Origin of the sequence: Pseudomonas sp. 9AZ, from assembly GCF_902506525.1 — a bacterium.
In the GTDB taxonomy this organism is placed as follows: domain Bacteria; phylum Pseudomonadota; class Gammaproteobacteria; order Pseudomonadales; family Pseudomonadaceae; genus Aquipseudomonas; species Aquipseudomonas peli.
The window spans coordinates 2,567,388-2,591,776 of record NZ_LR733840.1; the positions used below are offsets into that span (position 1 = coordinate 2,567,388).

The 24,389-nt window shown below is 60.8% G+C and carries 23 protein-coding genes; 8 read left to right on the forward strand and 15 right to left on the reverse strand.

Going from position 1 to position 24,389, the window contains the following annotated elements; genetic code table 11:
* Positions 1-10: 10 nt before the first annotated feature.
* The 5 genes from ALTER154_RS11835 to ALTER154_RS11855 form a co-directional block, all read right to left on the reverse strand.
* Positions 11-613 carry an START domain-containing protein gene (locus ALTER154_RS11835; RefSeq protein ID WP_160087258.1) on the reverse strand — a complete coding sequence of 201 codons (603 nt, stop codon included), beginning with the start codon at positions 611-613 and terminating at the stop codon, positions 11-13.
* A gap of 36 nt (positions 614-649) precedes the next feature.
* Positions 650-910, reverse strand: coding sequence for a YkgJ family cysteine cluster protein (locus ALTER154_RS11840; protein ID WP_090253261.1), 261 nt, complete (start codon positions 908-910; stop codon positions 650-652).
* 88 nt (positions 911-998) lie between these two features.
* Positions 999-2,894 (reverse strand): sensor histidine kinase, encoded by a 1,896-nt coding sequence (locus tag ALTER154_RS11845; protein ID WP_160087260.1) that lies wholly within the window; start codon positions 2,892-2,894, stop codon positions 999-1,001.
* Entirely contained in the window at positions 2,894-5,107 is a 2,214-nt protein-coding gene (locus ALTER154_RS11850) for an EAL domain-containing protein (RefSeq protein WP_160087262.1), read from the reverse strand. The genes ALTER154_RS11845 and ALTER154_RS11850 overlap by 1 nt, the downstream gene beginning before the upstream one ends.
* Before the next feature lie 89 nt (positions 5,108-5,196).
* Positions 5,197-6,072 (reverse strand): NAD(P)-dependent oxidoreductase, encoded by an 876-nt coding sequence (locus tag ALTER154_RS11855; RefSeq protein ID WP_256665629.1) that lies wholly within the window; start codon positions 6,070-6,072, stop codon positions 5,197-5,199.
* A 207-nt stretch (positions 6,073-6,279) separates the two neighbouring features.
* Here ALTER154_RS11855 and ALTER154_RS11860 point away from each other — a divergent pair, with 207 nt between their 5' ends.
* The 3 genes from ALTER154_RS11860 to rhtA all read left to right on the forward strand — a co-directional run bounded on the left by ALTER154_RS11860 (position 6,280) and on the right by rhtA (position 8,159).
* A complete protein-coding gene (locus tag ALTER154_RS11860; protein ID WP_160087266.1) occupies positions 6,280-6,831 on the forward strand; it encodes an exonuclease domain-containing protein in 552 nt (183 codons plus the stop codon).
* 95 nt (positions 6,832-6,926) lie between these two features.
* Entirely contained in the window at positions 6,927-7,208 is a 282-nt protein-coding gene (locus tag ALTER154_RS11865) for a pyrimidine/purine nucleoside phosphorylase (RefSeq protein ID WP_090253248.1), read from the forward strand.
* Between the two features lie 78 nt (positions 7,209-7,286).
* Positions 7,287-8,159: a threonine/homoserine exporter RhtA gene (rhtA, locus tag ALTER154_RS11870; RefSeq protein ID WP_160087268.1), complete on the forward strand. Its 873-nt coding sequence runs from the start codon at positions 7,287-7,289 to the stop codon at positions 8,157-8,159.
* Here rhtA and ALTER154_RS11875 read toward each other — a convergent pair.
* Genes ALTER154_RS11875 through ALTER154_RS11895 form a run of 5 tightly spaced genes read right to left on the reverse strand, consistent with a single transcriptional unit; the run spans position 8,156 to position 12,523 of the window.
* Positions 8,156-9,934: an ABC transporter transmembrane domain-containing protein gene (locus tag ALTER154_RS11875; protein WP_160087270.1), complete on the reverse strand. Its 1,779-nt coding sequence runs from the start codon at positions 9,932-9,934 to the stop codon at positions 8,156-8,158. The genes rhtA and ALTER154_RS11875 overlap by 4 nt on opposite strands.
* A gap of 27 nt (positions 9,935-9,961) precedes the next feature.
* Positions 9,962-10,351 carry a DoxX-like family protein gene (locus ALTER154_RS11880; protein ID WP_160087272.1) on the reverse strand — a complete coding sequence of 130 codons (390 nt, stop codon included), beginning with the start codon at positions 10,349-10,351 and terminating at the stop codon, positions 9,962-9,964.
* Positions 10,344-10,784, reverse strand: coding sequence for a thiol-disulfide oxidoreductase DCC family protein (locus ALTER154_RS11885; protein ID WP_160087274.1), 441 nt, complete (start codon positions 10,782-10,784; stop codon positions 10,344-10,346). The genes ALTER154_RS11880 and ALTER154_RS11885 overlap by 8 nt, the downstream gene beginning before the upstream one ends.
* A gap of 23 nt (positions 10,785-10,807) precedes the next feature.
* Positions 10,808-11,383 carry a DUF1287 domain-containing protein gene (locus ALTER154_RS11890; protein ID WP_160087276.1) on the reverse strand — a complete coding sequence of 192 codons (576 nt, stop codon included), beginning with the start codon at positions 11,381-11,383 and terminating at the stop codon, positions 10,808-10,810.
* Positions 11,384-11,407: 24 nt separating this feature from the next.
* Positions 11,408-12,523 (reverse strand): ATP-NAD kinase family protein, encoded by a 1,116-nt coding sequence (locus ALTER154_RS11895; RefSeq protein WP_160087278.1) that lies wholly within the window; start codon positions 12,521-12,523, stop codon positions 11,408-11,410.
* Positions 12,524-12,675: 152 nt separating this feature from the next.
* Between ALTER154_RS11895 and ALTER154_RS11900 the strand changes: the two genes are divergently transcribed.
* Positions 12,676-12,852, forward strand: a complete 177-nt coding sequence (locus tag ALTER154_RS11900; protein WP_372239927.1) for a PA1571 family protein — start codon at positions 12,676-12,678, stop codon at positions 12,850-12,852.
* 33 nt (positions 12,853-12,885) lie between these two features.
* On the opposite strand, the gene pdxB is transcribed toward ALTER154_RS11900, so the two are convergent.
* Positions 12,886-14,034: a 4-phosphoerythronate dehydrogenase PdxB gene (gene pdxB, locus ALTER154_RS11905; protein ID WP_160087280.1), complete on the reverse strand. Its 1,149-nt coding sequence runs from the start codon at positions 14,032-14,034 to the stop codon at positions 12,886-12,888.
* 169 nt (positions 14,035-14,203) lie between these two features.
* On the opposite strand from pdxB, the gene ALTER154_RS11910 reads away from it, so the two are divergent.
* Positions 14,204-15,583 carry an MATE family efflux transporter gene (locus ALTER154_RS11910; protein ID WP_160087282.1) on the forward strand — a complete coding sequence of 460 codons (1,380 nt, stop codon included), beginning with the start codon at positions 14,204-14,206 and terminating at the stop codon, positions 15,581-15,583.
* Positions 15,583-16,665 carry a DUF3080 family protein gene (locus ALTER154_RS11915; protein WP_160087284.1) on the forward strand — a complete coding sequence of 361 codons (1,083 nt, stop codon included), beginning with the start codon at positions 15,583-15,585 and terminating at the stop codon, positions 16,663-16,665. The genes ALTER154_RS11910 and ALTER154_RS11915 overlap by 1 nt, the downstream gene beginning before the upstream one ends.
* Here ALTER154_RS11915 and ALTER154_RS11920 read toward each other — a convergent pair.
* Both ALTER154_RS11920 and tusA read right to left on the reverse strand, forming a co-directional pair.
* Entirely contained in the window at positions 16,623-17,078 is a 456-nt protein-coding gene (locus tag ALTER154_RS11920; protein WP_160087286.1) for a gamma-glutamylcyclotransferase family protein, read from the reverse strand. The genes ALTER154_RS11915 and ALTER154_RS11920 overlap by 43 nt on opposite strands.
* Positions 17,078-17,329, reverse strand: coding sequence for a sulfurtransferase TusA (gene tusA / locus ALTER154_RS11925; RefSeq protein ID WP_090253220.1), 252 nt, complete (start codon positions 17,327-17,329; stop codon positions 17,078-17,080). Before tusA ends, ALTER154_RS11920 begins: the two co-directional genes overlap by 1 nt.
* Before the next feature lie 187 nt (positions 17,330-17,516).
* Here tusA and ALTER154_RS11930 point away from each other — a divergent pair, with 187 nt between their 5' ends.
* Positions 17,517-19,058, forward strand: coding sequence for a CocE/NonD family hydrolase (locus ALTER154_RS11930; RefSeq protein ID WP_160087291.1), 1,542 nt, complete (start codon positions 17,517-17,519; stop codon positions 19,056-19,058).
* Positions 19,059-19,062: 4 nt separating this feature from the next.
* On the opposite strand, the gene rlmM is transcribed toward ALTER154_RS11930, so the two are convergent.
* Positions 19,063-20,118, reverse strand: coding sequence for a 23S rRNA (cytidine(2498)-2'-O)-methyltransferase RlmM (rlmM, locus tag ALTER154_RS11935; RefSeq protein ID WP_160087293.1), 1,056 nt, complete (start codon positions 20,116-20,118; stop codon positions 19,063-19,065).
* 261 nt (positions 20,119-20,379) lie between these two features.
* On the opposite strand from rlmM, the gene ALTER154_RS11940 reads away from it, so the two are divergent.
* Entirely contained in the window at positions 20,380-21,945 is a 1,566-nt protein-coding gene (locus tag ALTER154_RS11940) for a PAS domain-containing methyl-accepting chemotaxis protein (protein ID WP_160087295.1), read from the forward strand.
* A 42-nt stretch (positions 21,946-21,987) separates the two neighbouring features.
* Here ALTER154_RS11940 and ALTER154_RS11945 read toward each other — a convergent pair whose 3' ends face one another.
* On the reverse strand, positions 21,988-24,267 hold the full coding sequence (locus ALTER154_RS11945) for a fatty acid cis/trans isomerase (protein WP_160087297.1): 2,280 nt from the start codon (positions 24,265-24,267) through the stop codon (positions 21,988-21,990).
* Positions 24,268-24,389: the final 122 nt, after the last annotated feature.

Sequence of the window (24,389 nt, forward strand, 5' to 3'; positions counted from 1 at the left end):
TAAGCCAGCTTTATGGCTGTTCAGCCAACTGACGCAGCCCCTGCAAAGTATTGAACGGCGCATCCACGACAAAGCTGTTGGCCAACCAGGCCGGTACGCTGCCACCCGGCTCGGAATGAACTTCGTAGATCACCTCGATTTCGCCCTCGCGCGGCGTAAGGCTCCAGAAGCCCTCCACCTTGCTCACCCTCACAAAGCCTTGCTGCAGCGGCAAATAATCGGCAACCCCATGCAGAGTGCGGGTCACTCGGCCATCGGCATCACGCGTGGTAGTCACCTGCAGGATGGAATCACGCGGTTGCACTGGCCAAGGTGTGTGGAAGCGGCTGTAGGCCCAGCTCAGATCACCCTCATGCTTGAGCAGTTTCTGCTCGCTGCACGCATGAATCCAGGCGCATGCCCCACTGACGTCATCCTGCAGGGCCAACAAGCGTGGCATATCCGCTCGTATACGAGTGACACCGCGAAACGCCTGAAAACTTGAGCCTGGGATCTGCTGCAAATAGACCTGAATACCCGCTTCATCCTTCGCCAGACGCCATTGCGCCGCCTGCGCCCCGCTCACCGCCAGCAACGCGGCAATTCCCAAGAGCAGCCCTTCAAACCGCACCATCACGCCTCCAGCAGCCAATAACGTTGCGCCACAGTATCAGACTGCAACGGCCGTGCTTTGCTCCAGCCAGCCAATCAACTGCAGCGCCTCTGCCGTGGTGCTGCCGCATACATACTCGGCAGCATGAAATGCAGAACACACCGCAGGTCGCTCAGGCCGGCCAAAAATCAGGCAGTAGTTGTTCGCATCCAGCTGCACGCAGCGCACACCCGCCGGCTTGCCATCAGGCATACCTGGGATAGGGGAACTGATCGAAGGAGCGATGCAGCAGGCGCCGCAGCCGGCACGGCAATTCATGACAGGAAGACCTCAAAATCACAGCACAGAGCACAGGCCGGCGATTCTACGTGGGTGCAGACGGCTTGGCAGCCATTCATCCATAGATTCAGGCGAGTGGTAAACGCAGACGAAACTGCGTGCCCTGCCCTGGCGCGCTGCGTACCTGTAAATCAGCGCCGAGAATATCCACAGCCAGCTGGTGGGTGATATGCAAGCCAAGCCCGGTGCCTCCGCGTCCGCGCCGGGTGGTAAAGAACGGGTCGAAGATCTTCCCCAGCACCTCCTCGCTCATGCCGTCTCCGTTATCGCTGACTTCAATGACGCATTCGCAGCGCATCTCATCATGCTCAACCCTGACCGTAACCACGCCGTTCATGCCCGAATCGAAAGCATGGATCAGCGCATTGTCGATCAGGTTCTGCAGGATCTGGCCCAGAGGCCCCGGATAGCTGTCGAGCATCAGGCTCGGCGGTAGCTCCAGCTGTACCCGATGGTTTGACTGCTTAAGCTTGGGAGTAAACAGCAGCATGACCTCACCGACCAACTCGACCAGATCAAAGCAACGTCGCTCGGTACTCGCACGGTCACTGGCCAGTTGCTTGAAGGCCCGGGTTAGCTGCGCCATGCGCGTCAGACTATTAAGAATGATCGCCAGGCCTTCATCATTGCGCTGCACAAAGCGCTCCAGCGCCGAACGCTGTAACCCTTCACCGAGGCTCTTCTGCAGACCCTGATTACCCTTATCCAAGGTTGAGGCAGCCATGCTGGCGGCACCAATCGGCGTATTCAGCTCATGCGCCACCCCCGCGACCAAGGTGCCCAACGAAGAGAGCTTTTCCGCCTGGAGCAAGGCGCCGCGCGTGCGCTGCAGCTGATCAACCGTGTCACGCAGCTCCGCATTACGCTGCAACAGTGCCTGACTACTGACCTCCAGCGCCTGGCGCACCTGATCACGCTCAAACTCCGCCAAGCCGAGGCGCAACACTACCAGTAGCCCAAGAGAGAGCATCACGCAGACAAACAGCAATACCTGCCAGAATACTTGCCCGCGCAGGCCCTGAATTTGTTCCAGAGGCAGGTGCGAAACCAGTAACCAGTACTCACCTGTTGCCGCGTCCTGGCCACTGCCCTGGTAGGGATCGAACTTATTAAAGGCCCAGTAACCACCACTGTCGCTAAACACGCCATCGTGGGCAGCCTGCATCCGCCGCCAGCTATCCGGAAAGCGGCTGGCCAGCGTTGCCTCAGGCTTGCCCAGAGCAAAACCCCAGGCATCCTGCTCATCAGCGGCGAGCATCCAGTAGCCTTCGTGGTCGACCAGAGTCAGGTTGTTACCGTAACTCTTGGACACCTCGGCCAGACGCTGCAGCAGCACTTGCCCAAGGTAATTGAGGATCAGGATGCCGCGGCGCTTGCCCTCACCATCGAAAATCGGCTCGGCACCCCTCAGAGTGGGCTTGAGTGGTTGTTCGACGCTGCCCATATCAGCGTTCAGGTCAAAACGTGAGAGGTAGAACGCGCCCTGAGGCAGGTTCATGGTCTCGACGAAGTAATAGTGCTGCGCCTGGTTGTGCAATTGCGCCTGATCACTTGTCAGCGGCTCGCCATTGCGCCAATCAACCCGCACCTGCTCTGCACCACGCTCATCCAGCCAGCGAATCTGGTCATAAACCATGCTGCTGCGGGCGAACTCGACAAACAGTTGACTCAGGGCGTGCCGGTTATCTGCACTTGGGTTCCGCAGCACCTCAGCCAGTAGTGGCTGTTGGATGAGAAATTGCAGATTGCCGCGCAAGGTCGCCAGGTGCCGATTGAGCACGCCAACGCCCTCGTTCAGACTGACCTGCTGATCGCGCAACAACGGTTCAAGTCGCGCATCCAGCAAGCGCTCGTAAAGCAGTGCCATCAGCAGCAGAATCAGCAGCGTCCACGGCACAAATAGCAGCAATAGGTTGCGCCTGACCGGTTGCGACAACAGCCTGGCGCGTCTGGATTGCTGCATCAGACCGTGCGCTCCGGCCAGTCACTCAACCAATTGAGTAAATCAGCGCAGGCCATCGGTTTGGCAAACAGATAGCCCTGCGCCTGCCGGCAGCCATGCTTGAGAATCCAGTCGGCCTGCTTTTGGGTTTCGACGCCTTCGGCAATGACCCGCATGCCAACCCGCGCGGCAATCTGGATCACCGCTTCGGCGATCATCTGCTGGTCGCTGACCTCACCGATTTCCAGAACAAAACTGCGGTCGATTTTCAAGCGATCGGCAGGCAACAAACGCAGGTAGCTGAGCGATGAGAAACCAGTGCCAAAGTCATCGATGGCCACCTCCACGCCCATGGCCCGCAGCGCACGAAGCTTTTCACAGACGGTGTCGAAGGTGCGCATGGCCACCGATTCGGTAATTTCCACTTCAATCTGCTCAGGCAGCACCCCGGCCACCTGCAAGTGCGACTTAAACCGTTCAATGAAGTCATGCTGCAACAGTTGCGGTGCCGAGACGTTAACCGCAACGCGGATGTGCGGGTACCCCGCATCAGCGAGCTGTTTTGCCGCCTGCAGCGCGAGACGCATCAGTAAATCGCCCAACGGCAAGATATAGCCCGTGGCTTCAGCCAGAGGAATAAAACTCAAAGGCGGAACCATCTTGCCGTCAGTTTTACGCCAGCGTGCCAAAGCTTCCACACCGGTGACGCGGCGTGTTTCAAGGTCAATTTGCGGCTGCAGTTCAACACTGATTTGGCCGGCGTCCACCGCATCACGCAAGGCCAGCAACATGCGATAGGACTCTGCATGCGCACCTTGCAGCCGAGGGTCGTAGACGCCGTGTTGGTCATGCCCCAAGCGCTTGGCCTGTTTCAGGGTCAACAGCGCATCCTGCAGGGCCACACTGGCGCTGCCGGTAAAATCAGCCAAGTGCATGGTCACGCTGCTCAGGCTATGCACCTGGCCCAGCTCATAAGGGCGTTTATGCCGGCGAAACAGTGCCACCACGTCCGCGGCATTAACCTGGGTTTGCGGGCCGAGGATGGCAAACAGGTCATCACGCACCCGGGCAATCAGCACCTCGTGGGTGAAGGCGTCGCGCAGTTTCTTCGCCACCAGGCCGAGAATAAAATCGCCATAACCGGTACCAAAGGCGGTGTTGGCACCGGAGAAATTATCGATATCGATAAGCACCAGCACCCGCTGATCCTTGGCCTCGGACTTCAGCGTCATGTCCAGCATGCGAATCAGCGCATTGCGATTGGGGATCTTCAGCAAGTCGTCCTGATAGGCCATTTCCTCCAGGCGGCTGAACAGCGCAACGTTATAAAGGCCACGACTGATACTGACACTGAACACCTTGAGCAGCTCCAACTCGGTGTCATCCAGAGCCCGTGCACTGTCGATATAGCAGGCGTAGTCAGAACCGGCCTGAAAGCGCGGAAAGAACAAGACCGTGCAATCGCTCAGACGCAGAGTCTGCTGCGCCCGCAGGCATTGGCGCACCGCCGCCGCGACCTGCGGCTGCAGCACGTCCAGATTGGCGTCGATGCTGTCGAAGAAGCGCCCGCTGGCGCTGACAATCCGCGCATTTGGCTCGGTAGTGGCGTCACCCTCATCGGCGCGCACGCAGACAATGCCCTCGGTCTGCAGGTCAAGCAGTGAGGTGATTTCCGAGAGAATCTTGGCCGACAGCTCGCGGGTGCTCTTCGAACAGAACAGTGCATTGCTCGACTCGACGATCATCTGCAAGCCACGCCGCGCGCTAGCTACAGCCCTGAGCTGCGCATAACCGCGCACCGCTGCGGTGAGCACCGTCAGCAAGCGCTCGGCACTGAGTTCACTTTTGGTCCAATAATCGTTGATGTCGTAATCACGCATCACCTCATGAGCCGGCGCCAGGCCTGGCTCACCAGTGAGCATCACCACGCGGGTTTCGCGATTGCCGATCACCTCACGCAGCGCCTTGATCAGGCGCAGGCCGGCGTCTTCGGTCTCCATCACCACATCGAGCAATACCAGGGCGATGTCATGGTGTTTGGCCAGCAGCATCGAGGCTTCACGGCAGCTGAACGCCTGGATCAGCTCAATACGCCCGCCCAGCAGCTCCAGCTCGCTCAGGGCAAAGGCGGTGGCGCGCTGGAAGTCGGCATCATCATCAACTGCCAGTACGCGCCATACGGGCTGGCTGGTGGTGCTGGGAAGGTCGTCGCTGAATGCAAATTGATCATCCATGAACAGTGCCCGCATGCCTGAAAAGTGAGAACAGTGCCGAATCCATACTGGCTTTGAACCCAGTATAGACGGCCGTACTCAGCTGCCAGTTAGCGCTTGTTCAGGCGAGCAAACAGACTTGACGTGTCCCAGCGGCCGCCGCCCATGCCCTGCACATCGGCATAAAACTGATCGACCAGCGCGGTGACCGGCAGCTGTGCGCCATTGCTGCGCGCCTCGGCCAGCAAAATTGCCAGGTCCTTGCGCATCCAGTCCACGGCAAAACCATGCTCGAACTCGCCGGCCAGCATGGTTTTGTGGCGATTTTCCAGCTGCCAGGATTGTGCAGCGCCCTTGCTGATCACCTCCATCGCGCCATGCGCATCGAGTCCGGCACACTCCGCGAAATGCAGCGCCTCGGACAAGCCCTGCACCAGCCCGGCGATGCAAATCTGGTTGACCATCTTAGTCAACTGGCCGCTGCCGGCTTCGCCCATCAAGCGGGCCATGCGTGCATAGGCCTGAATGATAGGCTCAGCCTTGGCGTAGGTCGCCGCCTCACCGCCGACCATGATGGTCAACGCGCCGTTTTGCGCCCCAGCCTGACCACCGGATACCGGCGCATCGAGAAAACCCAGTTGGCGGGCAGCAGCCTGCTCGGCTAATTCACGTGCAACCTGCGCCGAGGCGGTGGTGTGATCGATCAACACCGCACCAGCCTGCATGCCGGCAAAGGCGCCCTGATCGCCCAGCACCACCCCGCGCAGATCATCATCATTGCCCACGCAGACCATCACAAACTCGGCACCCGCAGCCGCTTCACGCGGGGTTGGCGCGTGGCTGCCGGGGTATTCGGCGGCCCATTGCGCAGCCTTGGCGGCGGTGCGATTGTACACACACACTTGATGCCCGGCACGCGCCAGATGCCCAGCCATCGGGTAACCCATTACGCCCAGCCCGATAAACGCCAGCTTTGCCATATCCACCTCTACCGTCGAGCGTCCTTTACCGCACGCTTCTGATTAACTGCATACCTGCGCAATACAGCGGGTACGAACCTGGCTGCAAGCATGCCCGCCACCTGCAATCAACGCCAGTACAGCCATGTGGCAAAACTGTATGGATGCCCGAAGCAACAGGCTTTACCCAACGCTGAAACTGCTTCCATACTCGCAGCACGCTAAGGAGGGCTTATGCAACACTGGCTGGTCATCGACCTAGAAGCCACCACCGAAGAAGGCGGTTGGCCGATTACAGACATGGAAATCATCGAAATAGGCGCCAGCCTGGTCAACGCGGACGGCCATGAAATCGAGAGCTTCCAACGATTTGTGCGACCCACTCGGCGCCCACACCTGACCCACTTCTGCCGTCAGCTCACGCAGATCAGCCAGGCCGATGTTGATGCCGCCGCGCCGCTGAGTGCGGTATGGGTACAATTCGAACGCTGGCTGCTGGCCCATCAGGCACAACTGGCGGGCTGGGCCAGCTGGGGCGACTACGACCGCTGTCAGTTTGAACAGGAATGGCGCGCCCATGGGCTGGAGAGTCACCTGAGCCAGATCCCGCACATCAACCTGAAAAAGCGCTTCGCCGAAGCCCGCCAGCTGCCCAGTCAGATTGGCTTGAAAATGGCGCTGAATCTCGCCGGCCTGCAGTTCCAGGGCCAGCAACACCGCGCCCTGACCGATGCGCGCAATACCGCCCGACTGCTGCCACTGGTTTTGCCTGCGCAAAGCAGATGACGAAGAAAAAACGCTTGGGCATACTGGCGGGCCTTTTTCTATGGCCTGTCGCTCCTGGCGGCCAGCCTTTTTAATCCCCTATCGAGGAACTGCAGATGTTCAAGGTCAATGAATACTTCGACGGCACCGTCAAATCCATCGCCTTCGGCATGGCTGAAGGCCCGGCTACCATTGGCGTGATGGCTGCAGGCGAGTATGAATTCGGCACCAATCAGCTGGAAATCATGCACGTGGTCGCCGGCGCCCTGACCGTGAAACTGCCAGGCAGCGACAACTGGGAAACCTTCACCAGTGGCAGCAAGTTCACCGTACCGGCCGACAGCAAGTTTCAACTCAAGGTGGCAGCAGATACTGCCTACCTGTGTGAATACCGCTAAGCCTTAGCCGTGGTGCATAAAAGCCGGCCCCAGTGGCCGGTTTTTTTATTACTGGATAGATAACCCAAAGGAACAGCCATGCCGCGCTCAACGCAATTCTCCCTGGTGATCCTGCCGATCATATTGCTGCTGATCGCCATGACCTCAATCCAGAGCGGCGCTTCCCTGGCCAAGGGACTGTTCCCTGAGATTGGTGCAAGCGGCACGACGGCCCTGCGTCTAAGCCTTGGCGCGCTGATACTGTGCATTCTGATGCGGCCCTGGCAAGCCAAGCTGACGCTGAAGTCCAGCCGTTCCCTGCTGGCTTACGGGTTGTCGCTGGGCGGTATGAACCTGCTGTTCTACCTCTCGCTGAAAACCATTCCGCTGGGCATCGCCGTGGCCCTGGAATTCACCGGTCCACTCGGCCTGGCGCTGTTGTCGTCACGCCGTTTGGTGGATTTCGTCTGGATTGCCCTGGCGGTTTTCGGTCTGTGGCTGTTGTTGCCCACCGGGCAAAGCGATGTACCGCTTGACCCCGTCGGCATGGGCCTGGCTTTGGCGGCTGGACTGTGCTGGGCGCTGTATATCGTTTTCGGGCAAAAAGCCGGTGCTGAACACGGCAAGCAGACCGTGGCACTCGGCACCATCGTCGCGGCCTTGCTGGTGTTCCCGATTGGCCTGTGGCAAGCCGGCAGCGGCCTTTTTTCACTGGACCTGCTGCCCGTCGCCCTCTGCGTAGCCGTGCTGTCCTCGGCCCTGCCCTACAGCCTGGAAATGGTCGCTCTGACCCGCCTGCCCGCGCGCACCTTCAGCATCTTGATGAGCATGGAACCAGCGATTGCCGCGCTTTCTGGCCTGCTATTCCTCAGCGAGCGCCTGACCCTCAGTCAATGGCTGGCGATCAGCGCCATCATCCTCGCCTCGGCCGGTGCAGCGGCGACCATACGCCCCAAAGCCAAGCCGCTTTAAACAGCGGCCTCCGCCTCGTTACTGAACTGCAACTCGGCTAAACGGGCATACAGCGGGCTGTTGCTGACCAGCTCGCTGTGCGTGCCAATCGCCGCCAGCTTGCCGTGCTCGATCACAGCGATGCGGTCAGCGCTTTTGACCGTCGCCAGGCGATGGGCGATCACCAGGGTGGTACGCCCTTCCATCAGCGGCGGCAAGGCTTGCTGAATCAAGTGCTCGCTCTCGGCGTCCAGCGCACTAGTCGCCTCGTCGAGCAGCAGAATCGGCGCATCCACCAACAATGCCCGAGCAATCGCCAAACGCTGACGCTGCCCGCCGGAAAGCCCCAACCCGGCATCGCCCAGGTGAGTCTGGTAGCCATCCGGCAGCTTCATAATAAATTCGTGGGCATGCGCCGCTTTGGCCGCAGCTTCAACCTCAGCCAGGCTGGCAGTGGTTTTACCGTAACGGATATTGTCCTCCACCGAGCCGAAGAACAGCGCAGGGTTCTGCGACACCAGGGCAAAGCTACTGCGCAGTTCGCGAGGGTCGAGCTGTTGGATCGGCACGCCATCAATCAGGATGCGACCCTGTTGCGGGTCGAAAAAGCGCAGCAGCAGATCAAACAGCGTGGATTTACCTGCGCCGGATGGCCCGACCAAGGCCAGGGTTTCCCCCGCTGAAACCTGCAAGTCGATGCCATCCACGGCAAAGCTGCCAGGCCGCGACGGGTAGGCGAAACGCAGCCCTTGCAGTTCGATACGGCCCTGCACCGGCTGCGGCAAATGCAGCACAGCGGACGCCGGCGGGGTGATTTCATTGCGCGCCTGTAACAGCTCGGCGATGCGTTCGGCGGCACCCGCAGCGCGTTGTAGCTCACCGATCACCTCACTCAACGTGCCAAAGGCCGAGCCTACGATCAGGCTGTAGAACACGAACGCCGCCAGCTCACCGCCGGAAATTCGCCCGGCAATCACGTCCATACCACCGACCCAGAGCATCACTCCCACCGCGCCGAGCACCAGCACGATCACCACAGTAATCAGCCAGGCACGCTGGGCGATACGCTGACGCGCGGTGTCGAAGGCCGCCTCGGCAGACAGACCGAAACGGCGCTTGTCCTCATTCTGGTGGTTGTAGGCTTGTACGGTCTTGATCTGCCCCAGCACCTCACCGACATAGCTGCCGACATCCGCCACCCGATCCTGGCTCTGCCGCGACAACGCACGTACGCGACGGCCGAATATCAGGATCGGCGCGACCACCAGCGGCAGCGCCATCAGCACGATGCCGCTGAGCTTGGCGTTGGTCACCACCAGCAGCACGCTGCCGCCAACCAGCATGATCAAGTTGCGCAGCGCCATCGACAGCGACGAGCCGATCACCGATTGCAGCAGCGTGGTATCGGCAGTCAGACGCGACTGAATCTCCGAGCTGCGGTTGCTCTCATAAAAGCCTGGATGCAGTTCGATCAGGTGGTTGAATACGCGCTTGCGGATATCGGCGACAAAGCGCTCGCCAATCCACGACACCAGGTAGAAACGGGTAAAAGTACCGATGGCCAGCGCCAATACCAACACAAAGAACAGCCCAATCGACTGCTGCAAGGCCGCCGGCGATTGAGTCGCCAGGCCCTGATCGACCAACAGCTTGATGCCCTGCCCCATCGACAGGGTGATGGCGGCGGTAAACATCAGCGCTAGCAAGGCCCCAAACACGCGACCGCGATACGGCGCAATAAAGCGCCAGGCCATGCGCAGGGCATTGCGCTGACGGGAAGACAGGATCGAAAGCATGAAAGCTCGCTGGGGCGCTGACGCCCGTTAATGAGGAAGCGATTGCGGCGTTTCCGCCCGCCAAGCCACCCAACAGAGCGCCAGGGCGGCGAGGTTGGTGCTCAGCGGATTGAACGCCTGCAGCAGAAGATGGGGACTGAATAGCGCCACATCAAGCAGCAGCCCAATCAACAGCAGGCCGGCCAGCAACAAGGGCCAGCGCTGACGCCGCCACAACAGCAATAAACCCAGGATGATTTCCGCCAGACCAGCGATGCGCGCCACCCATTCGGGAGCCGGCAGGTTGTGGACTTGGATCATCGCCAGCTCATCCGGACTTAGCCAGAGAATCTTCGGCACCAGGCCGTGCCAGATAAACACCAGGGCCAGGGCGATACGCGCTAGCCAGGCGATCTGCCGTAAACGGGGGTCAGTCATGCAAGAAGCGCCGGGCATGATCGGCGGTTGGTATTAGGCAACTGTCGTAGCGACCAAATAGCCGGTAGCGATTTAGCGCAATACGGTCATAACACCAGTCGCGTAGAGGCCTTGGAATAACTCGTAGCCAGGCCAGAAGCCGCCATGGGCCGGGCAATCGCGCAACGATGCGCAGCACCGCGTCCGACCGCAGCAGCATCTGGCCATTCTCGATCAACGCCATGGTATCGAAACGATCGGTGGGCAAACCGCCCCAAGCCAGTAGCGCCTGGCCCTCGGCCGACTGCACCGAGGCCAGGCGAAAGCGCTGCTCAGCATCATGACGAATCAGAAACTTCGCCCAGCCGTTGCACAGTTTGCACACCCCGTCGAACAGCACCACACGTTCGCCAGGTTGGATAAGGGGTGGAAGTGTTTGTGCTTGCTCCTGCATGCCCAACTCCTTCTGCCTGGCCTTTAAGCGGCCGGGATACGGTAATGACCGGTAATTTTAAAACTGAAGAGAATGTCCTCTTCCTGGGTGCCGCGGCCGATATTGTGCAGCACCAGGGGCACACCGCTGCCGGCCTGGCGGTCGCTGATAATGCCAATATGGGTCAGGCCGCCGCCGAGATCCCAGGTGACGATATCACCAGGCCGATAGCGCTCGGCATCCTGGCCAAGCGGCAGCGACCAACCCTGACGTTTGAACCAGGTCATTAAGTTCGGCACACGGCGGTGGTCGATATTGCTGTCGGGCCGGCTTAGCCCCCAGTTCTTTGGATAGAGACTAAAGTTCGCGCGCATGTCCTGATGCACGGCCTGCTGCAAGTCGAGCCCCTGTTCGCGCAGAGCGCGGATCACCACATCGGTGCACACGCCGGTATTTAGCGGTACATCGCCATTGGGGTAATCAAGGCGGCGATAGGCGGGGTCATAAGTGAGCGTCACGCCGACCTGCTCGCGGGCCGCTGTAACCAGGGCATCGGCCTGCAGCGCCCAGGTCTGGGCGCTCAGCAGAATGCTCAACGCGAACAGTAGAATCGCCCGCATAACGCCTCCTTGATAGTTCAGCAGCTAATTGCCCACGGGATAGAGCAGCTCTTCCTTATAACCGGCCCACACACGCACGGCATCGGGAAAGGCATCATCCAGCGCAACATCACCGCTGTCGACCAGCAGCGGGCGGCCTTCAAGCGTACCGAGCTTACGTTTGGTGGCGACTACCCGCAGGTTATCCAGGCCAATCGCGCGCAACACCCGTGGGCTGATCTGCTGGTTGCCGCGACCGATAATATGGCCCTGACCGCCAATGGCGGTGACCAGCAGCCGCGTTGGATGGCCATCAATTAGCTCGAATAGCTGCGACTCGGTTACATCGCAGGCCAGCAGCTGGCCGTTTTCGACCACATCGACGCCGAGCAAGGTGGTCTGCATACCAAGGTTCTGCGCCAGACCATGTAGGGTCGAACCCGGGCCGAAGACATAACGCACGTCGGCTTCCCAGCTGTCCTGCAGCCAGTCGGCCAGATCATTCAGCACCAGCTCTTCGGACTCCACGCCGCCCTGTTTGACCTGCTGCACATAGCCGCCTTCCTGCGGCACCGTCAGTTCGCCGTACCAGCGTGCGGTTACGCGCCCCTCACGCAGGGCGCTTTCATCAATATCGCGCACTTCACCGCTGCTCAGGCGCACCAAGCCGCCTTCGATAAGCCGCGCAGTCAATTCGCCGGCAGCGCGCGGGCTGATGGCGTAGACCCCGGACTGAATCTTCACCCCGGCCGGAATCCCAAGCACAGGTTGGCCTTCGCGCACAGCGGCGCAGATATCCCGCGCCGTACCATCGCCACCAGCGAACAGAATCAACGCCACGCCAGTACCCTGCAGCAGCTCAACAGCTTGCCGGGTATCGGCGGCGCTGCTCGGACCAGCCGGTAGCTCACCCACCACGCGATGGGCAAAGCCCATCTCGCTCAGCAGATCGGCGCCCATGGCGCCGGGAAAGGTGACGAATTCCAAGCGTTCACGCAGCGGCAACAGCACTTCAAGGGCGGTTTGCGTACGCATCGCCGACTTGGCCTCAACCCCCAGTGCCAGGGCCTGCTCGGCCATGCCGTCACTGCCCTTGAACCCTGCGGGGCCGCCCAGCCCGGCCAGTGGGTTGATGATCAAGCCAATATGGAAAAGCCCCATAACACCCTCTAATTCAATACCTGCCAGCTCAATACCTTCCGCCCCTGGCACAGTGCCTGCAATGGCTAACTTGCCCTGTGTCTTGCGGCGGTTTTCTGCCGTCGCAGTTGTCATAGCGCCTTCATCTAACACTCATAAAATCGCGCTAACCGATGAGGAGACAAGCCATGCACAGCCAACAACAGAATTCGCAAAAAACCACGACAATGCCGATTGGTGGCTTTGTCATCGACGCCCAGGGCCGTGAAATCCCGATCACCGAAGAGATGATCCAACAGGCCTGCAACGCGCTGGAAAAAGCCCAGCAGCAAGCCGCCAAACGTAAGTAAGCGTCCCATCAGGGCAGCATTCGCTGCCCTTCGCTACAACTGATTCAACCTCGCGCCCAACGCCTGCACCAGGCTGGCCAACGCCGGCGCATCACCCTTGACGCAGACCTCCAACCCATCGATCTCCCGGCGCATCGGGTAGTGCTTGCGCAGCCCGTCAAAAGCCGCACGCCGGGTTAGCGCATCGCCCTGTAGGCTCCGGCGAAAATCCGCATCATCGCGACGTGGGTCATACACGGCGCGGCAGATACTGGCCAGGGCCCAGGCCGGATCAGCGCTGGCATCGATAGTCAGCTCGCTCAGCCAAGCGGCGGGCATCAGTTGCTGCAGTTCAACGCTGGGCGCAACACCCAGGTGCTGACACAGCGCCTGATAGATCTGCGCCGTGCCGCGCAGCTTGCCGTCCAGGCTGTAGCCGGCAATATGCGGCGTGGCGATGCGGCACAAGGTAGCCAGCTCGACATCGGCCTGCGGCTCGCCTTCCCAGACATCCAGCACCACCTGCAGATCGCTGCGCTGGGGCAGCAACTCGCGCAAGGCCTGGTTATCCACCACCGCGCCACGGCTTGCGTTGATCAGCCAGCTGCCTGGCTTGAGTGCGGCCAAGCGTGCGTGATCGAACAGGTGATAAGTCGGGTGCTCACCCAGACGTTCCAGCGGCGTATGCAAGCTGATCACATCGCACTCGGCTAGCACCTGCTGCAGACTGACGAAATCGCCGCCCTCATCGGCCTGACGCGGCGGATCGCAGACCAGCACACGCCAGCCCAGACCTCGCAGCACCTTAAGCAGACGGCTGCCTACCTGCCCCGCACCAACCACCCCATAGGTGCGCGTAGCCAGATCAACACACTGCTGCTCAGCCAATACCAGCAGGCTGCCCAGCACATAGTCGACCACACCACGAGCATTGCAGCCCGGCGCGCTAGCCCAAGTGATGCCGGCCTGTTGGAAATAGTCGAGGTCCAGATGATCAGTGCCGATGGTGCAGGTGCCGACAAACTTGACTGCCGAGCCGTCTAGCAGCGCGCGATCAACCTGAGTTACTGAACGAACCAGCAAAAGATCCGCATCAGCTACAGCAGCCGCATCAATGCTGCGGCCGGGCAAGCGGCGAATCTCGCCAAAACCGGCGAAGAACTCATCAAGCAGGGGAATGTTTTCGTCGGCGACTATGCGCATGGCTGTGCTCCGCAAATCAGGCCGACATTCTAACCTGCCTGCACCGCTTGGCTACGTTGAGTAGCGCAATGCGCCTGTCGTACTGAAACACTGTGCAACAAGGTTTCCTGACCAAGCCGTCAGGGCGTAGACTGCACGGTTTCCTGATACCCGCTGGATACTACTTTTCATGCTTGCCCAAACCCGCTTGCAACGCGCCAGCACCGAGTTCTACAGCCTGCTGAAGCTCGCAACGCCGATCATCATTGCCCAGTTGGCCAATACTGCCATGGGCTTCGTCGATACCGTGATGGCCGGCCGGGTCAGCCCGCAGGATCTGGCCGCGGTGGCGTTGGGCAACTCGATCTGGGTGCCGGTATTTCTGCTGATGACTGGCATTCTGCTGGCCACCACGCCCAAGGTAGCGCAGCGCTTCGGCGCAGGTGCGCATACCGAGATCGGCCCGCTGGTGCGTCAGGCCCTGTGGTTGGCCCTGGCGGTGGGCATCGCGGCGGCGGTGATTCTGTGGAATGCGGAAATCGTCCTCAGCCTGATGAACGTCGACCCGGCGCTGATCGAGCCCGCCATGGGCTACCTGCGCGCCGTGGCCTGCGGCTTTCCGGCTGTGGCGCTGTACCACGTACTGCGCTGCTTCAGTGACGGCCTCGGGCATACCCGGCCGAGCATGGTCATCGGCCTGTGCGGCCTGGCGCTGAATATTCCGCTCAATTACATCTTTATCTACGGCAAGCTCGGGCTGCCGGCCATGGGTGGCGTCGGCTGCGGCTGGGCCACCGGCCTGGTGATGGGCTTTATGTTCCTGAGCATGCTCTGGTGGGTGAAGTGGGCGCCGTTCTATCAGGCGAGCAAAATCTTCAACCACTTCGAATGGCCGCAGTGGCCGGTGCACAAACGCCTGCTCTCGGTCGGCTTGCCGATTGGCATCTCGGTATTCGCCGAATCGAGCATCTTCGCGGTGATTGCTCTGCTGATCGGCGGCCTAGGCGCCACCGTGGTGGCCGGGCACCAGATCGCCCTGAACTTCAGTTCTATGGTGTTTATGATCCCGTATTCCCTGGGCATGGCTGCCACCGTGCGCGTCGGTCAGGCGCTTGGCCGTGGCGAGCCGCGTGAAGCGCGCTTTGCTGCCGGGGTGAGCATGGCGGCGGCATTGGGTTACGCCTGCCTGTCGGCTAGCCTGATGCTGCTATTGCGCGAAGAGATTGCGCAGATCTATACCCCAGACGGTGCAGTAATTGCGGTAGCCACTACGCTGCTGGTGTATTCGGCGCTGTTCCAGTTCTCCGATGCCATTCAGGTGACGGCTGCCGGCGCGCTGCGCGGTTATCAGGACACCCGCGTGACCATGATCCTGACCCTGTTCGCCTATTGGGGCATAGGCTTGCCGGTGGGTTATGCGCTCGGCCTGACCGACTGGTTCGGCGAGCCCAGCGGCCCCAGCGGTCTCTGGCAGGGTCTGGTGGTCGGCCTGACCTGCGCCGGCGGCATGCTCGCCGTGCGCTTGGCCGGCAGCGCGCGCAAACGCATTCGAGCCGCTAAGATGGCCTGATGAACGCCCGCCTGCTGCTTCTGCTCACTGCACTTTGCCTGTGCGCCTGCACGCCTGCCGATGATGGCCTGGCGTTGCAGGCCGATTACCTGCAGCGCCTGAGCAACGCCCTGGATGTCGAGCCGGCAACGACTTTCGACGCTAATGAGTTGACCCGCTATCGCCTGCCCGCTCGGCGCGAACGGCTGATCGAGATTGCCGAACTGCGCATCAGCTTGCTGGACCTGCTGGTCGATGTGCGTCGCTGCCCCGCCCTGCAACAGCAAATCAGCCAGCGCAACAACAGCCTCGGCAAACAACTCACGCCCAGCAGCCGTCTGGCTTATGAAGGCGATCTGCTGCGCGCCCTGGACTCCTGCAGCGCGCACCTGCGCAGCCAGGACGAGCAACCCCTGCGCAACACCCTTGAACAACTGGCGCAGGAAAAACGCGCGCAACTGCCCGGCGTATTCTGGAATGCCCTGAATGCCAGCCCGGAAGTCGAACGCTACCTGCGCTTTGCCGAGCAGCCCCTGCCGCCCAATGCCGCCGAAGATAACGCGGCGCTGGATGCCCTGGCGCAGTTGGCCGCCATCGGCAGCGCTCTGCCCGCAGCCTTGCCGCCAAGTGCCGAGCAGCTTGATCCACTGCTCTTCGCCTTACATGCCAGCGACCAGGGCGGTCAGTTGATCAGCAGCCTGGCCAGCCTGACTCATAGCCTCAACCAGGGCAGTGACATGCTGGACAGCCGCCAACAAGGCCGACCGCTCTGCCCCACGGGCAAGGCCACAGAGCGTGCACGCATCGTGCAAAACATCTTCGTCAAGTATTACGCCGGCAGCCTGCAGCCCTACCTGGCGCGGGTGGACCAACTTGGCCAGACCTGGAGTAGCAGCCTGCGTAGCCTCAGCGGCGTGGCGCAAATACCACCAGCGACGCGGGTGTATCTGCAGCAATTGAGCAGTGACGAAGCGTCGTTATGGGCGGACTTTCAACAGGCCACCGCACGGCATGTGCGCAGTTGGCAGGACGTGCTGAACAGCTGCGGCCTGGCGCCCGGTCAATCGGGATGGACGGGCCAAGCTGACAGCGTCGACCAGTAATCCTCGGACAACAATTCACGCCCCGCCAGCAGGTGGGCCAGGTAATCGGCGCTGGGCAACAGCCCTTCTTCACGAAAGACCGGGTTGGCGATATACACCCAGGCCGGCTGCACGCCGTGGGCCGCGACAATCGGCAGGCATTCGCGGCTGTAATAGATGGGCGTACCTTCGAAGTGATCCAGCTTGGCGATCTCACCAGCGTCGGCCAGGCGATACAGCACACCTTCCACCCGCCCCTCGCGCTGATGACGGATATTGGCGTAGGCCCGCCCCGGCGACCGATCCGCCGCCCGCTTGTTAAAGCACAGGCTGTAACCGGGGAGATGACCCGGCAGTGCCTCCAGCACCGTCATGCCGCGCGCCTGCATACGTGCCAGGTTCATATTCGAGCCGTAGGCGAAGTACCACTGCATCAGTCGAGCTTCTTGCGGATTAAGTACAGGTAGGTCGCGCCCTCTTCTGCCTGCTCCACCAATTCATGGCCAAGAAACACGCAGAATTTTGGAATGTCGCGGCGGGTCGAGGGATCGGTGGCAATCACCTTGAGCAGGCCGCCTGCCTGCAGGTCGCGCACCTTGTTGTGCAGCATCATTACCGGCTCGGGGCAATTGAGCCCAGTGGCATCAAGGGTGGCATCGGGAATGGCGGTGGTTTGCAAAGACATCGGCTGGCTCCAGTAGCAGGCCGCTATTCTCGCGCAAAGCTGACCCAAAGGTCATCTAGCGCCTGATGGAAAACGCCTGTGTAGCGCGATTGGCCCGACAACAGGCCAACACAACCTTGGATGGGCAGGCAGCCACGCCCTGATCAGGCAGGCTGCGCAGCGTCCACCATTCCAATAAGAGCCATTCATGCGCCTTGCCCTGCTACTTGCCACCCTGCTGCTCAGCGGCTGCGCCGCCCGTGATCAACTGCCGGACTTCAGCGTCACCGCGCAGCAGGATCTACCAGCCACCCACTTTGATGCAGTGATCCATGGCCGCGATGGCACACGGCTATCGGCCACCGTATTCCAGCCTGCACTGAAGGCTGGCGAGCAGGCTCCGGTCATCGTGCACACCCACGGCTGGGGCGGCTGGCGCGTCACCCGACCAAACGGCTTCTACGGCACGCAGATGATGTCCGGTCGCGCCGCAGTGAAAGCCTGGCAAGCTGGCTACTGGGTAATCAGCTACGACCAGCGCGGCTGGGGCGGCAGCGAGGGCGATATCGAGATGATGGACCCCGACTATGAAGTGCAAGATGCCCTTGCAGTAATCGACTGGGCCGCCGCCAACCTGCCACGCCTAAGCATGGACGCACCGAATGACCCCAAGGTCGGTATGCTCGGCGAAAGCTATGGCGGCGCCGTGCAGCTGCTTGCGTCAGCTACGGACCCGCGAATCGACGCGATTGTGCCGATTGCTACCTGGTACGACCTAAGCGAAGCCCTGGCCCCGGACAGCCACCTGAAAATCGGCTGGACAAGCGTGCTGCTCAGCTTGGGCCTGTCCACCGGCTATGACCTGGGCAAGTTCGTCCAAGCACCCTACCTGAAAAGCGCTGATGGCCGTATGCGCGAACCGGTGCGCGACGAACTCAAAGCCCACAGCTTGACCAGCTACTGCGCACGAGGCCAGCGTCCGCAGGCTGATGCCTTATTGATTCAAGGCATGCGCGACACCCTGTTCCCGCTCAACCAGGGCCTGGCGATTCGGGATTGCCTGCAACAAGGCGCCCGTGATGTGCGCCTGCTCGGCATGCAAGGTGGGCATATTTTGCCGCCACCGATGCAACGCTGGAGCGGCCTGCCGCCGTTCAATAACGAAGCGGTGCTGAACTGCGATGGCCGGGCGATCAACCTCTACCAGAGCATCATCAGCTGGTACGAAGACAAGCTGCGCGGGCGCAAAGGCGTGGCAGCGAGCATTCCCGATTTCTGCGTGAGTCTCGATCTGGATCAGGGCGTGGCTCTGCAACAACTGCCAGCCAATCAACGAATCGAACTGCCGGCCACAGCGATTCGGCCGTTAAGCAGCGGGCTACTGCAACCGCCGCGGTTTATCCCACTGCAACAGGTACAGACGAGCAGCGCGCTGGTTGGCGTGCCATGGGTGCATCTGGAAAGCGCCGAAGGAATGCCGACACTGTTTGCCGCCCTGGTGGTCAAGCGCGCCGATGGCAGCAGTGCAGTACTCAGTGAACAGGTCACCCCGCTCAACGGGCAAGCCAGCACGGAACTGGCTGCCGTCAGCGCACAACTGCAACCGGGCGACACCTTAGGCCTGCGCATCAGTGGCTTTAGCGGCCAATACCTGTTCAATGGTTCCTGGCAGCTCTCAAGCAGCACGCTGCAAGGTAGCATCGAGTGGCCGCAGTTGCTGCCGCTACAGCCGCAACTGGCCCGGCATTGAGGGGTTATTTACCTAAGCGGCGCAGGTGACAGGTGACTTCTTCGCGGTCGTGATAGAGCTGTTTGCAGGCAATCGACACCTTGATCTTGCGCGCGGCAAAGCCGTCTTCCAGGCGCTGCAACAGGCGACGTACCTCGGCGTAACGCTGTTTCATCGGCAGCTTGAGGTTGACTACAGCTTCCCGGCAATGGCCATCGCCAATCCAGGTTTCCACCATTGCCGCAGTCCGCGCCGGTTTCTCGACGATATCGCAGACCATCCAGTCCACTGGCTGCTTGGGCGTCCAAGTGAAGCCATCGACCATCAAGTGGTTGACCAGGCCCGTGTCCATCAAGCTTTCCGCCATCGGCCCGTTATCAATGGCAGTCACCAGCATGCCGCGCTTGACCAGCTGATAGGTCCAGCCGCCGGGTGCCGCACCGAGGTCAACCCCGGTCATCTCATCGGACAGGCGCTCATCCCACTGCTCGCGGGGGATAAAGGTGTGCCAGGCTTCTTCCAGCTTTAGCGTCGAGCGGCTCGGCGCTTCGCGGGGGAACTTCAGCCGGGGAATGCCCATAGGCCACAGCGCCGAGTTATTCGCCTCGGCCATGCCGACAAACACCTCACGACCACTTTTAAAGGTCAGCAACAGGCGTGGCTTGTGTGCATCCTCGACCAGCTTGCCGGCCTTAGTGAGGGCGTTGCGCAGCGGCGCCTCGAACTTCTTGCAGAAATTCGACAATTCCTTGCCATCGTTGGTGTCCAGCACTTCCAACCACAGGCTGCCGAATACCGGAAAATCCGCCAGATGGCCGAGCAGCACGCTGATCCGGTCCAGCTCTGGCAGGTTGATAAACACCCCGCGTGCCCACTGCCGCGGGAAGATCAGCTGATTGAAGCGCACCCCACGCATCAGGCGCTCTGCACCATCTTCCTCAGTGCAGATAAATTCCGCGCAGGCGGTACTCGGCTTGGCCTTGGCATAACCGGCAACGTCCAGGCGCGCGGCGTGCTCGGCGATCTCCGCGCACACCTCATTTTCAAAACCCGGACGGCAGTGCAACAACAACGTATTCATCAGCGACTCTCCTCAAGGCGCGCATCATAGCCGAGTCACCCGCCCGTGCTTGCTTTGCATCGGCCTTTTCCTGATCTGCAGGTTAGACTGGCGCCACTGCGCAAGGCTCTAGAGCCTGCCAACCGCTCATCGGCCGCCCCAGCAAAACAACGTGTCACACGGCCACAACCAGTCCCTTGTCGGTTACGCCTGGATTCACGGGCTAAACTTCCGCCAGCAACGGCCGAAGCACCGGTAACGTTTAAAGGAATAAAAAACGCCATGCGCAATAATCAACCTATTACTCAGCGCGAGCGCACCTTCCCCGCGCAGCAACGACTGATCTCCACCACCGACCTCAAAGGCCAGATCAGCTACTGCAATGACGCCTTTGTCGAGATCAGTGGCTTTAGCCGCGATGAGCTGATTCGTGCGCCACACAACCTGGTACGTCACCCGGACGTGCCTGCAGCGGTGTTCCAGCATATGTGGGACACCCTGAAAAAAGGCCGGCCGTGGATGGGGATCGTCAAGAACCGCTGCAAGAACGGTGACCACTATTGGGTCAATGCCTACGTCACGCCGGTGACAGAGAGCAACCAAGTGGTGGGCTATGAGTCAGTTCGGGTCAAACCAACGGCCGAACAGATCCGCCGGGCCGAGGCGTTATACCAGCGCATCAACAGCGGCAAATCAGCCATTCCCGGCAGTGATCGCTGGCTGCCAATCGTGCAGGACTGGTTGCCATTTATTCTGGTCAGCCAGATTGGCTTCCTGATCGGTGCCTGGCTCGACTCCAGCTGGGGATTTGCCCTGGCAGCGGCGCTCTCGGTGCCGCTCGGCCTGGCCGGCTTGAACTGGCAACAGCGTGGCCTCAAACGCCTGCTGCGCCTGGCCGACCAGACCACCTCCGACCCGCTGATTGCGCAAATGTACACCGATAGCCGCGGCGCCCAGGGCCGCCTGGAAATGTCCATCCTCAGCCAGGAAGCGCGCCTGAAAACCTGCCTGACGCGCCTGCAGGACACCGCCGAACAGCTCACCCAGCAAGCCAAGCAGGCAGACACCCTGGCGCACAACAGCTCCGCCGGGCTTGAGCGTCAGCGCAGCGAAACCGACCAGGTGGCCACTGCGATCAATGAAATGGCCGCCACCACCCTGGAAGTGGCGAGCAACGTCGCCCGCACCGCAATCGCCACCCAGGATGCCAACCGCCTGACCAGCGCCGGTCGTGGCATTGCCGCAGAAACCCGCGCAGCCATTCAGCGCCTGTCGCAATCGGTGGGTGATACCGGTGAAACGGTGACCCGCCTGGCCCATGACAGCACTGAAATCGGCGGTGTGGTCGATGTGATCAAAGGCATTGCCGACCAGACCAACCTGCTCGCCCTCAACGCTGCCATCGAAGCAGCGCGTGCTGGCGAAATGGGCCGAGGCTTTGCTGTGGTGGCCGATGAAGTGCGCTCACTGGCGCAGCGGACCGCCGAATCTACCGGACAGATTCACCAGTTGATCGCCAAACTGCAGCGCACCGCCGAGGAGGCAGTGCTGACCATGGAAATCGGCCGCAAACAGGCTGACGAAGGGGTTGAGCGTGTACAGCAGGCCGATGAGGCTCTGGCCGGCATCAGCGACGCGGTGGCCAATATCACCGACATGGCCAACCAGATTGCCGCCGCTGCCGAAGAGCAGAGCGCGGTGGCTGATGAGGTCAACCGCAGCATCACCACCATCGCCCAACTGGCCGACAAGACCGCCGGTGAAGCACATGACACTGCCCTGCTCAGCGAAGCCCTGACGGCCACAGCACACGGTCAGTACGCGCTGGTAGAACGCTTCAACCGCTAAGGTGTAACCGCGCACTGCCTCGCAGTGCGCGGTCCTCCCCGTTTACAAGTTCTGGTAGCGGTTCATATCCAGCACGCCAGCTTCCAGCGGTTCGGTTTGCTGGATATACGCCGACATATCGTGGAAGTAGCGCCAGAACTCCGGATGCGTGCGACGAATCCCCCAGCGCTCGACGACTTTTTCGAAGGCCGCTGCGTCACGCGCCTGCTCCAGCGCCGTGACAAATTCCGCTGCCTGCTCCACCCGCACATTGAAGATAAAGTTCGGGTAACTGCTGAGCACGCCCGGATACACCGTCAGGGTATCCAGTGCCGGCTGGTAGCGCAGTTCCTCACCGAGCATAAAGGCCACATTCGTGTGCGCACGATTGCGCAGCAGGCTGTACACCTCACGCTGGCCATCGGCCATTTCCACCCGCAGCAAGGTAGCCTCTGGCAGTTGCTCGATCACCTTGAGGGTGCCCGCAGGTTTTGCCGTCAACCGACTCAGAGACTGCTCAGCGCGCTGTAATTCGGCATCCAGCCCAGAGCGATGACAATACGCACCCGTGCAGCGGTTGATCGGGTCGGGCCGGGCATTCAGGCTGCCGTAGCGCTCCAGCAGCGTTTCGACAAAGCTGCGTTTAGGGTCGCTGCCGGGCAAGCGCAGGGCGCTCGGGCTTTCGCTGTCGATGGCCTGGTAATCCAGCCAGATCTTCAGTTTGCCGCTGCTCTGGTACCAGTCGCTTAGGTAGCCCTGCCGCGACTCGGCTGGCATCAAGCGCAGAAAGTTGACCTCGGCGCCGTTGCGGATCAAATCGAAGTACAGCCGCGTTTGCGCCTGGTGCGACACGTTGCCGAAAACATCGAAATTCACCACCAACTGGTAATAGGTACGCTCCAGCAGCGGGAAATCCAGCCACCAAATGGTTTGCGGCACTTCGCCAATCAGGCCTTTGCGCACTGACGCACTGTCGTGCTGGCGAAAAATCGACAGCAGTGCGTTGTCGTTACCGGCCCAGATATGCGACCAACTGGGCGCTGGCGCATCGGCGTAGCGCTGCATACGCAGCGCTTCATACTGATTCCGCTTGTCGCGGTAAGTCCGCCATAGACCGAGCGTGTCGCCGATGCTGTCCAGTTGACCCGGCATGGCCAACAACTCCTTGGCCTCCTCACGGTACTCAGGGTCAGTGATATAGAGGTCATGCTGCGGGTCCTGGAACACCGCCCAGAAATTATCGCGAATCACGTCTGTGGCAATCTGTCCGCGGCACACCGGACCGCGAATAAAGGTGCGCACAAAGTATTCAGCGTTATCCAGCATAAATTGATAACGCGCCTGGGCCGGAATCGCCGCAAAGGTCTCAAATGGGTTGGCACGGCGCTGCAGGCCATAACCTGGCACCGCGTCCGCCTGCCAATCGCTGTCAAAGAACAGCTCGTTGACCCGCTTCAACTTGGCGGCACTGAGGCCATAGGTGATGTGGGTCTTATGCACAATCACGCCCTGAACGGGGATCAGGCGGTAGTAGAACTCAGTGCCGGGGTCATCATTGGGCAGACGTGTGGCAATGATGTCCGCAGGTTTACCTGTGGGCGTGCGTGAACGCACCATCTGGAAGAAATGCCCCGGCTCACCGCCGGCGAAATGCAGATGGGCCAGAAACAGGTGCTCGTAGAGCCAGCGTGACACCAATACTTCGCGGGCGCCTGGGGCGTTCATAAACGCTTCCCAGCTGGCGATTTGCTCTGCCTCCGCAGCACTGGCCTGAAGCGCCTGCTCATCTACCGGTGCACCCTGCGCCAGCCAAGCCTGCAGCGTCTGGTAGTCGGCATCACTCAGCCCGGTCACTGCGAACGGCATGCCGGCTTGCGGATTTTTCCGAGCAAACGCCTCAAATTCCTCAGGAAGCGGACATTGGTTGACCCGGTTGATGCCGATATTCAGCTGCGCCGGTAATTTGCTGTTGGCAGCAAACGGCTGCTGATGACCCAGTTCCAGCATGCGGGCCATCAACGCGGCCTGACTGCCCTGCTGATCCAGCACAGACACAAAGTCCTTGCGCCGCCACGCGGCCTCACCGTGGGCATCAACAAACAGCCGCGTAGTGGCCTGGGCCTGGGTGCGCGTGCCGTTGTACACCGCCGCCTTGCTGGCACCGCGCTGCACGCCTTCGCCACTGCCTAGATTGAGCTGGCAAGCCGCGTCGTAGCAGGCATGGCAAGCCACACAGTGCTGAGTAAAGATCGGTTGAACATCACGACTATAGGAAATGGGTTCGGCCGCCTGTAATGAACCAATGAACAACAAACACACAGCGAGCAGTAAGCGGCAGACCATGGAAACGTCTCTAAAATGGCTTAAATGGCGATTCTAGCTGGCCCTGGGTCACCTAGGCCAACCCGTAAACATGAGCAAGATTCATGTAAAAGCACAGCCCACTGCAAAAGCGTGCAGCTTTG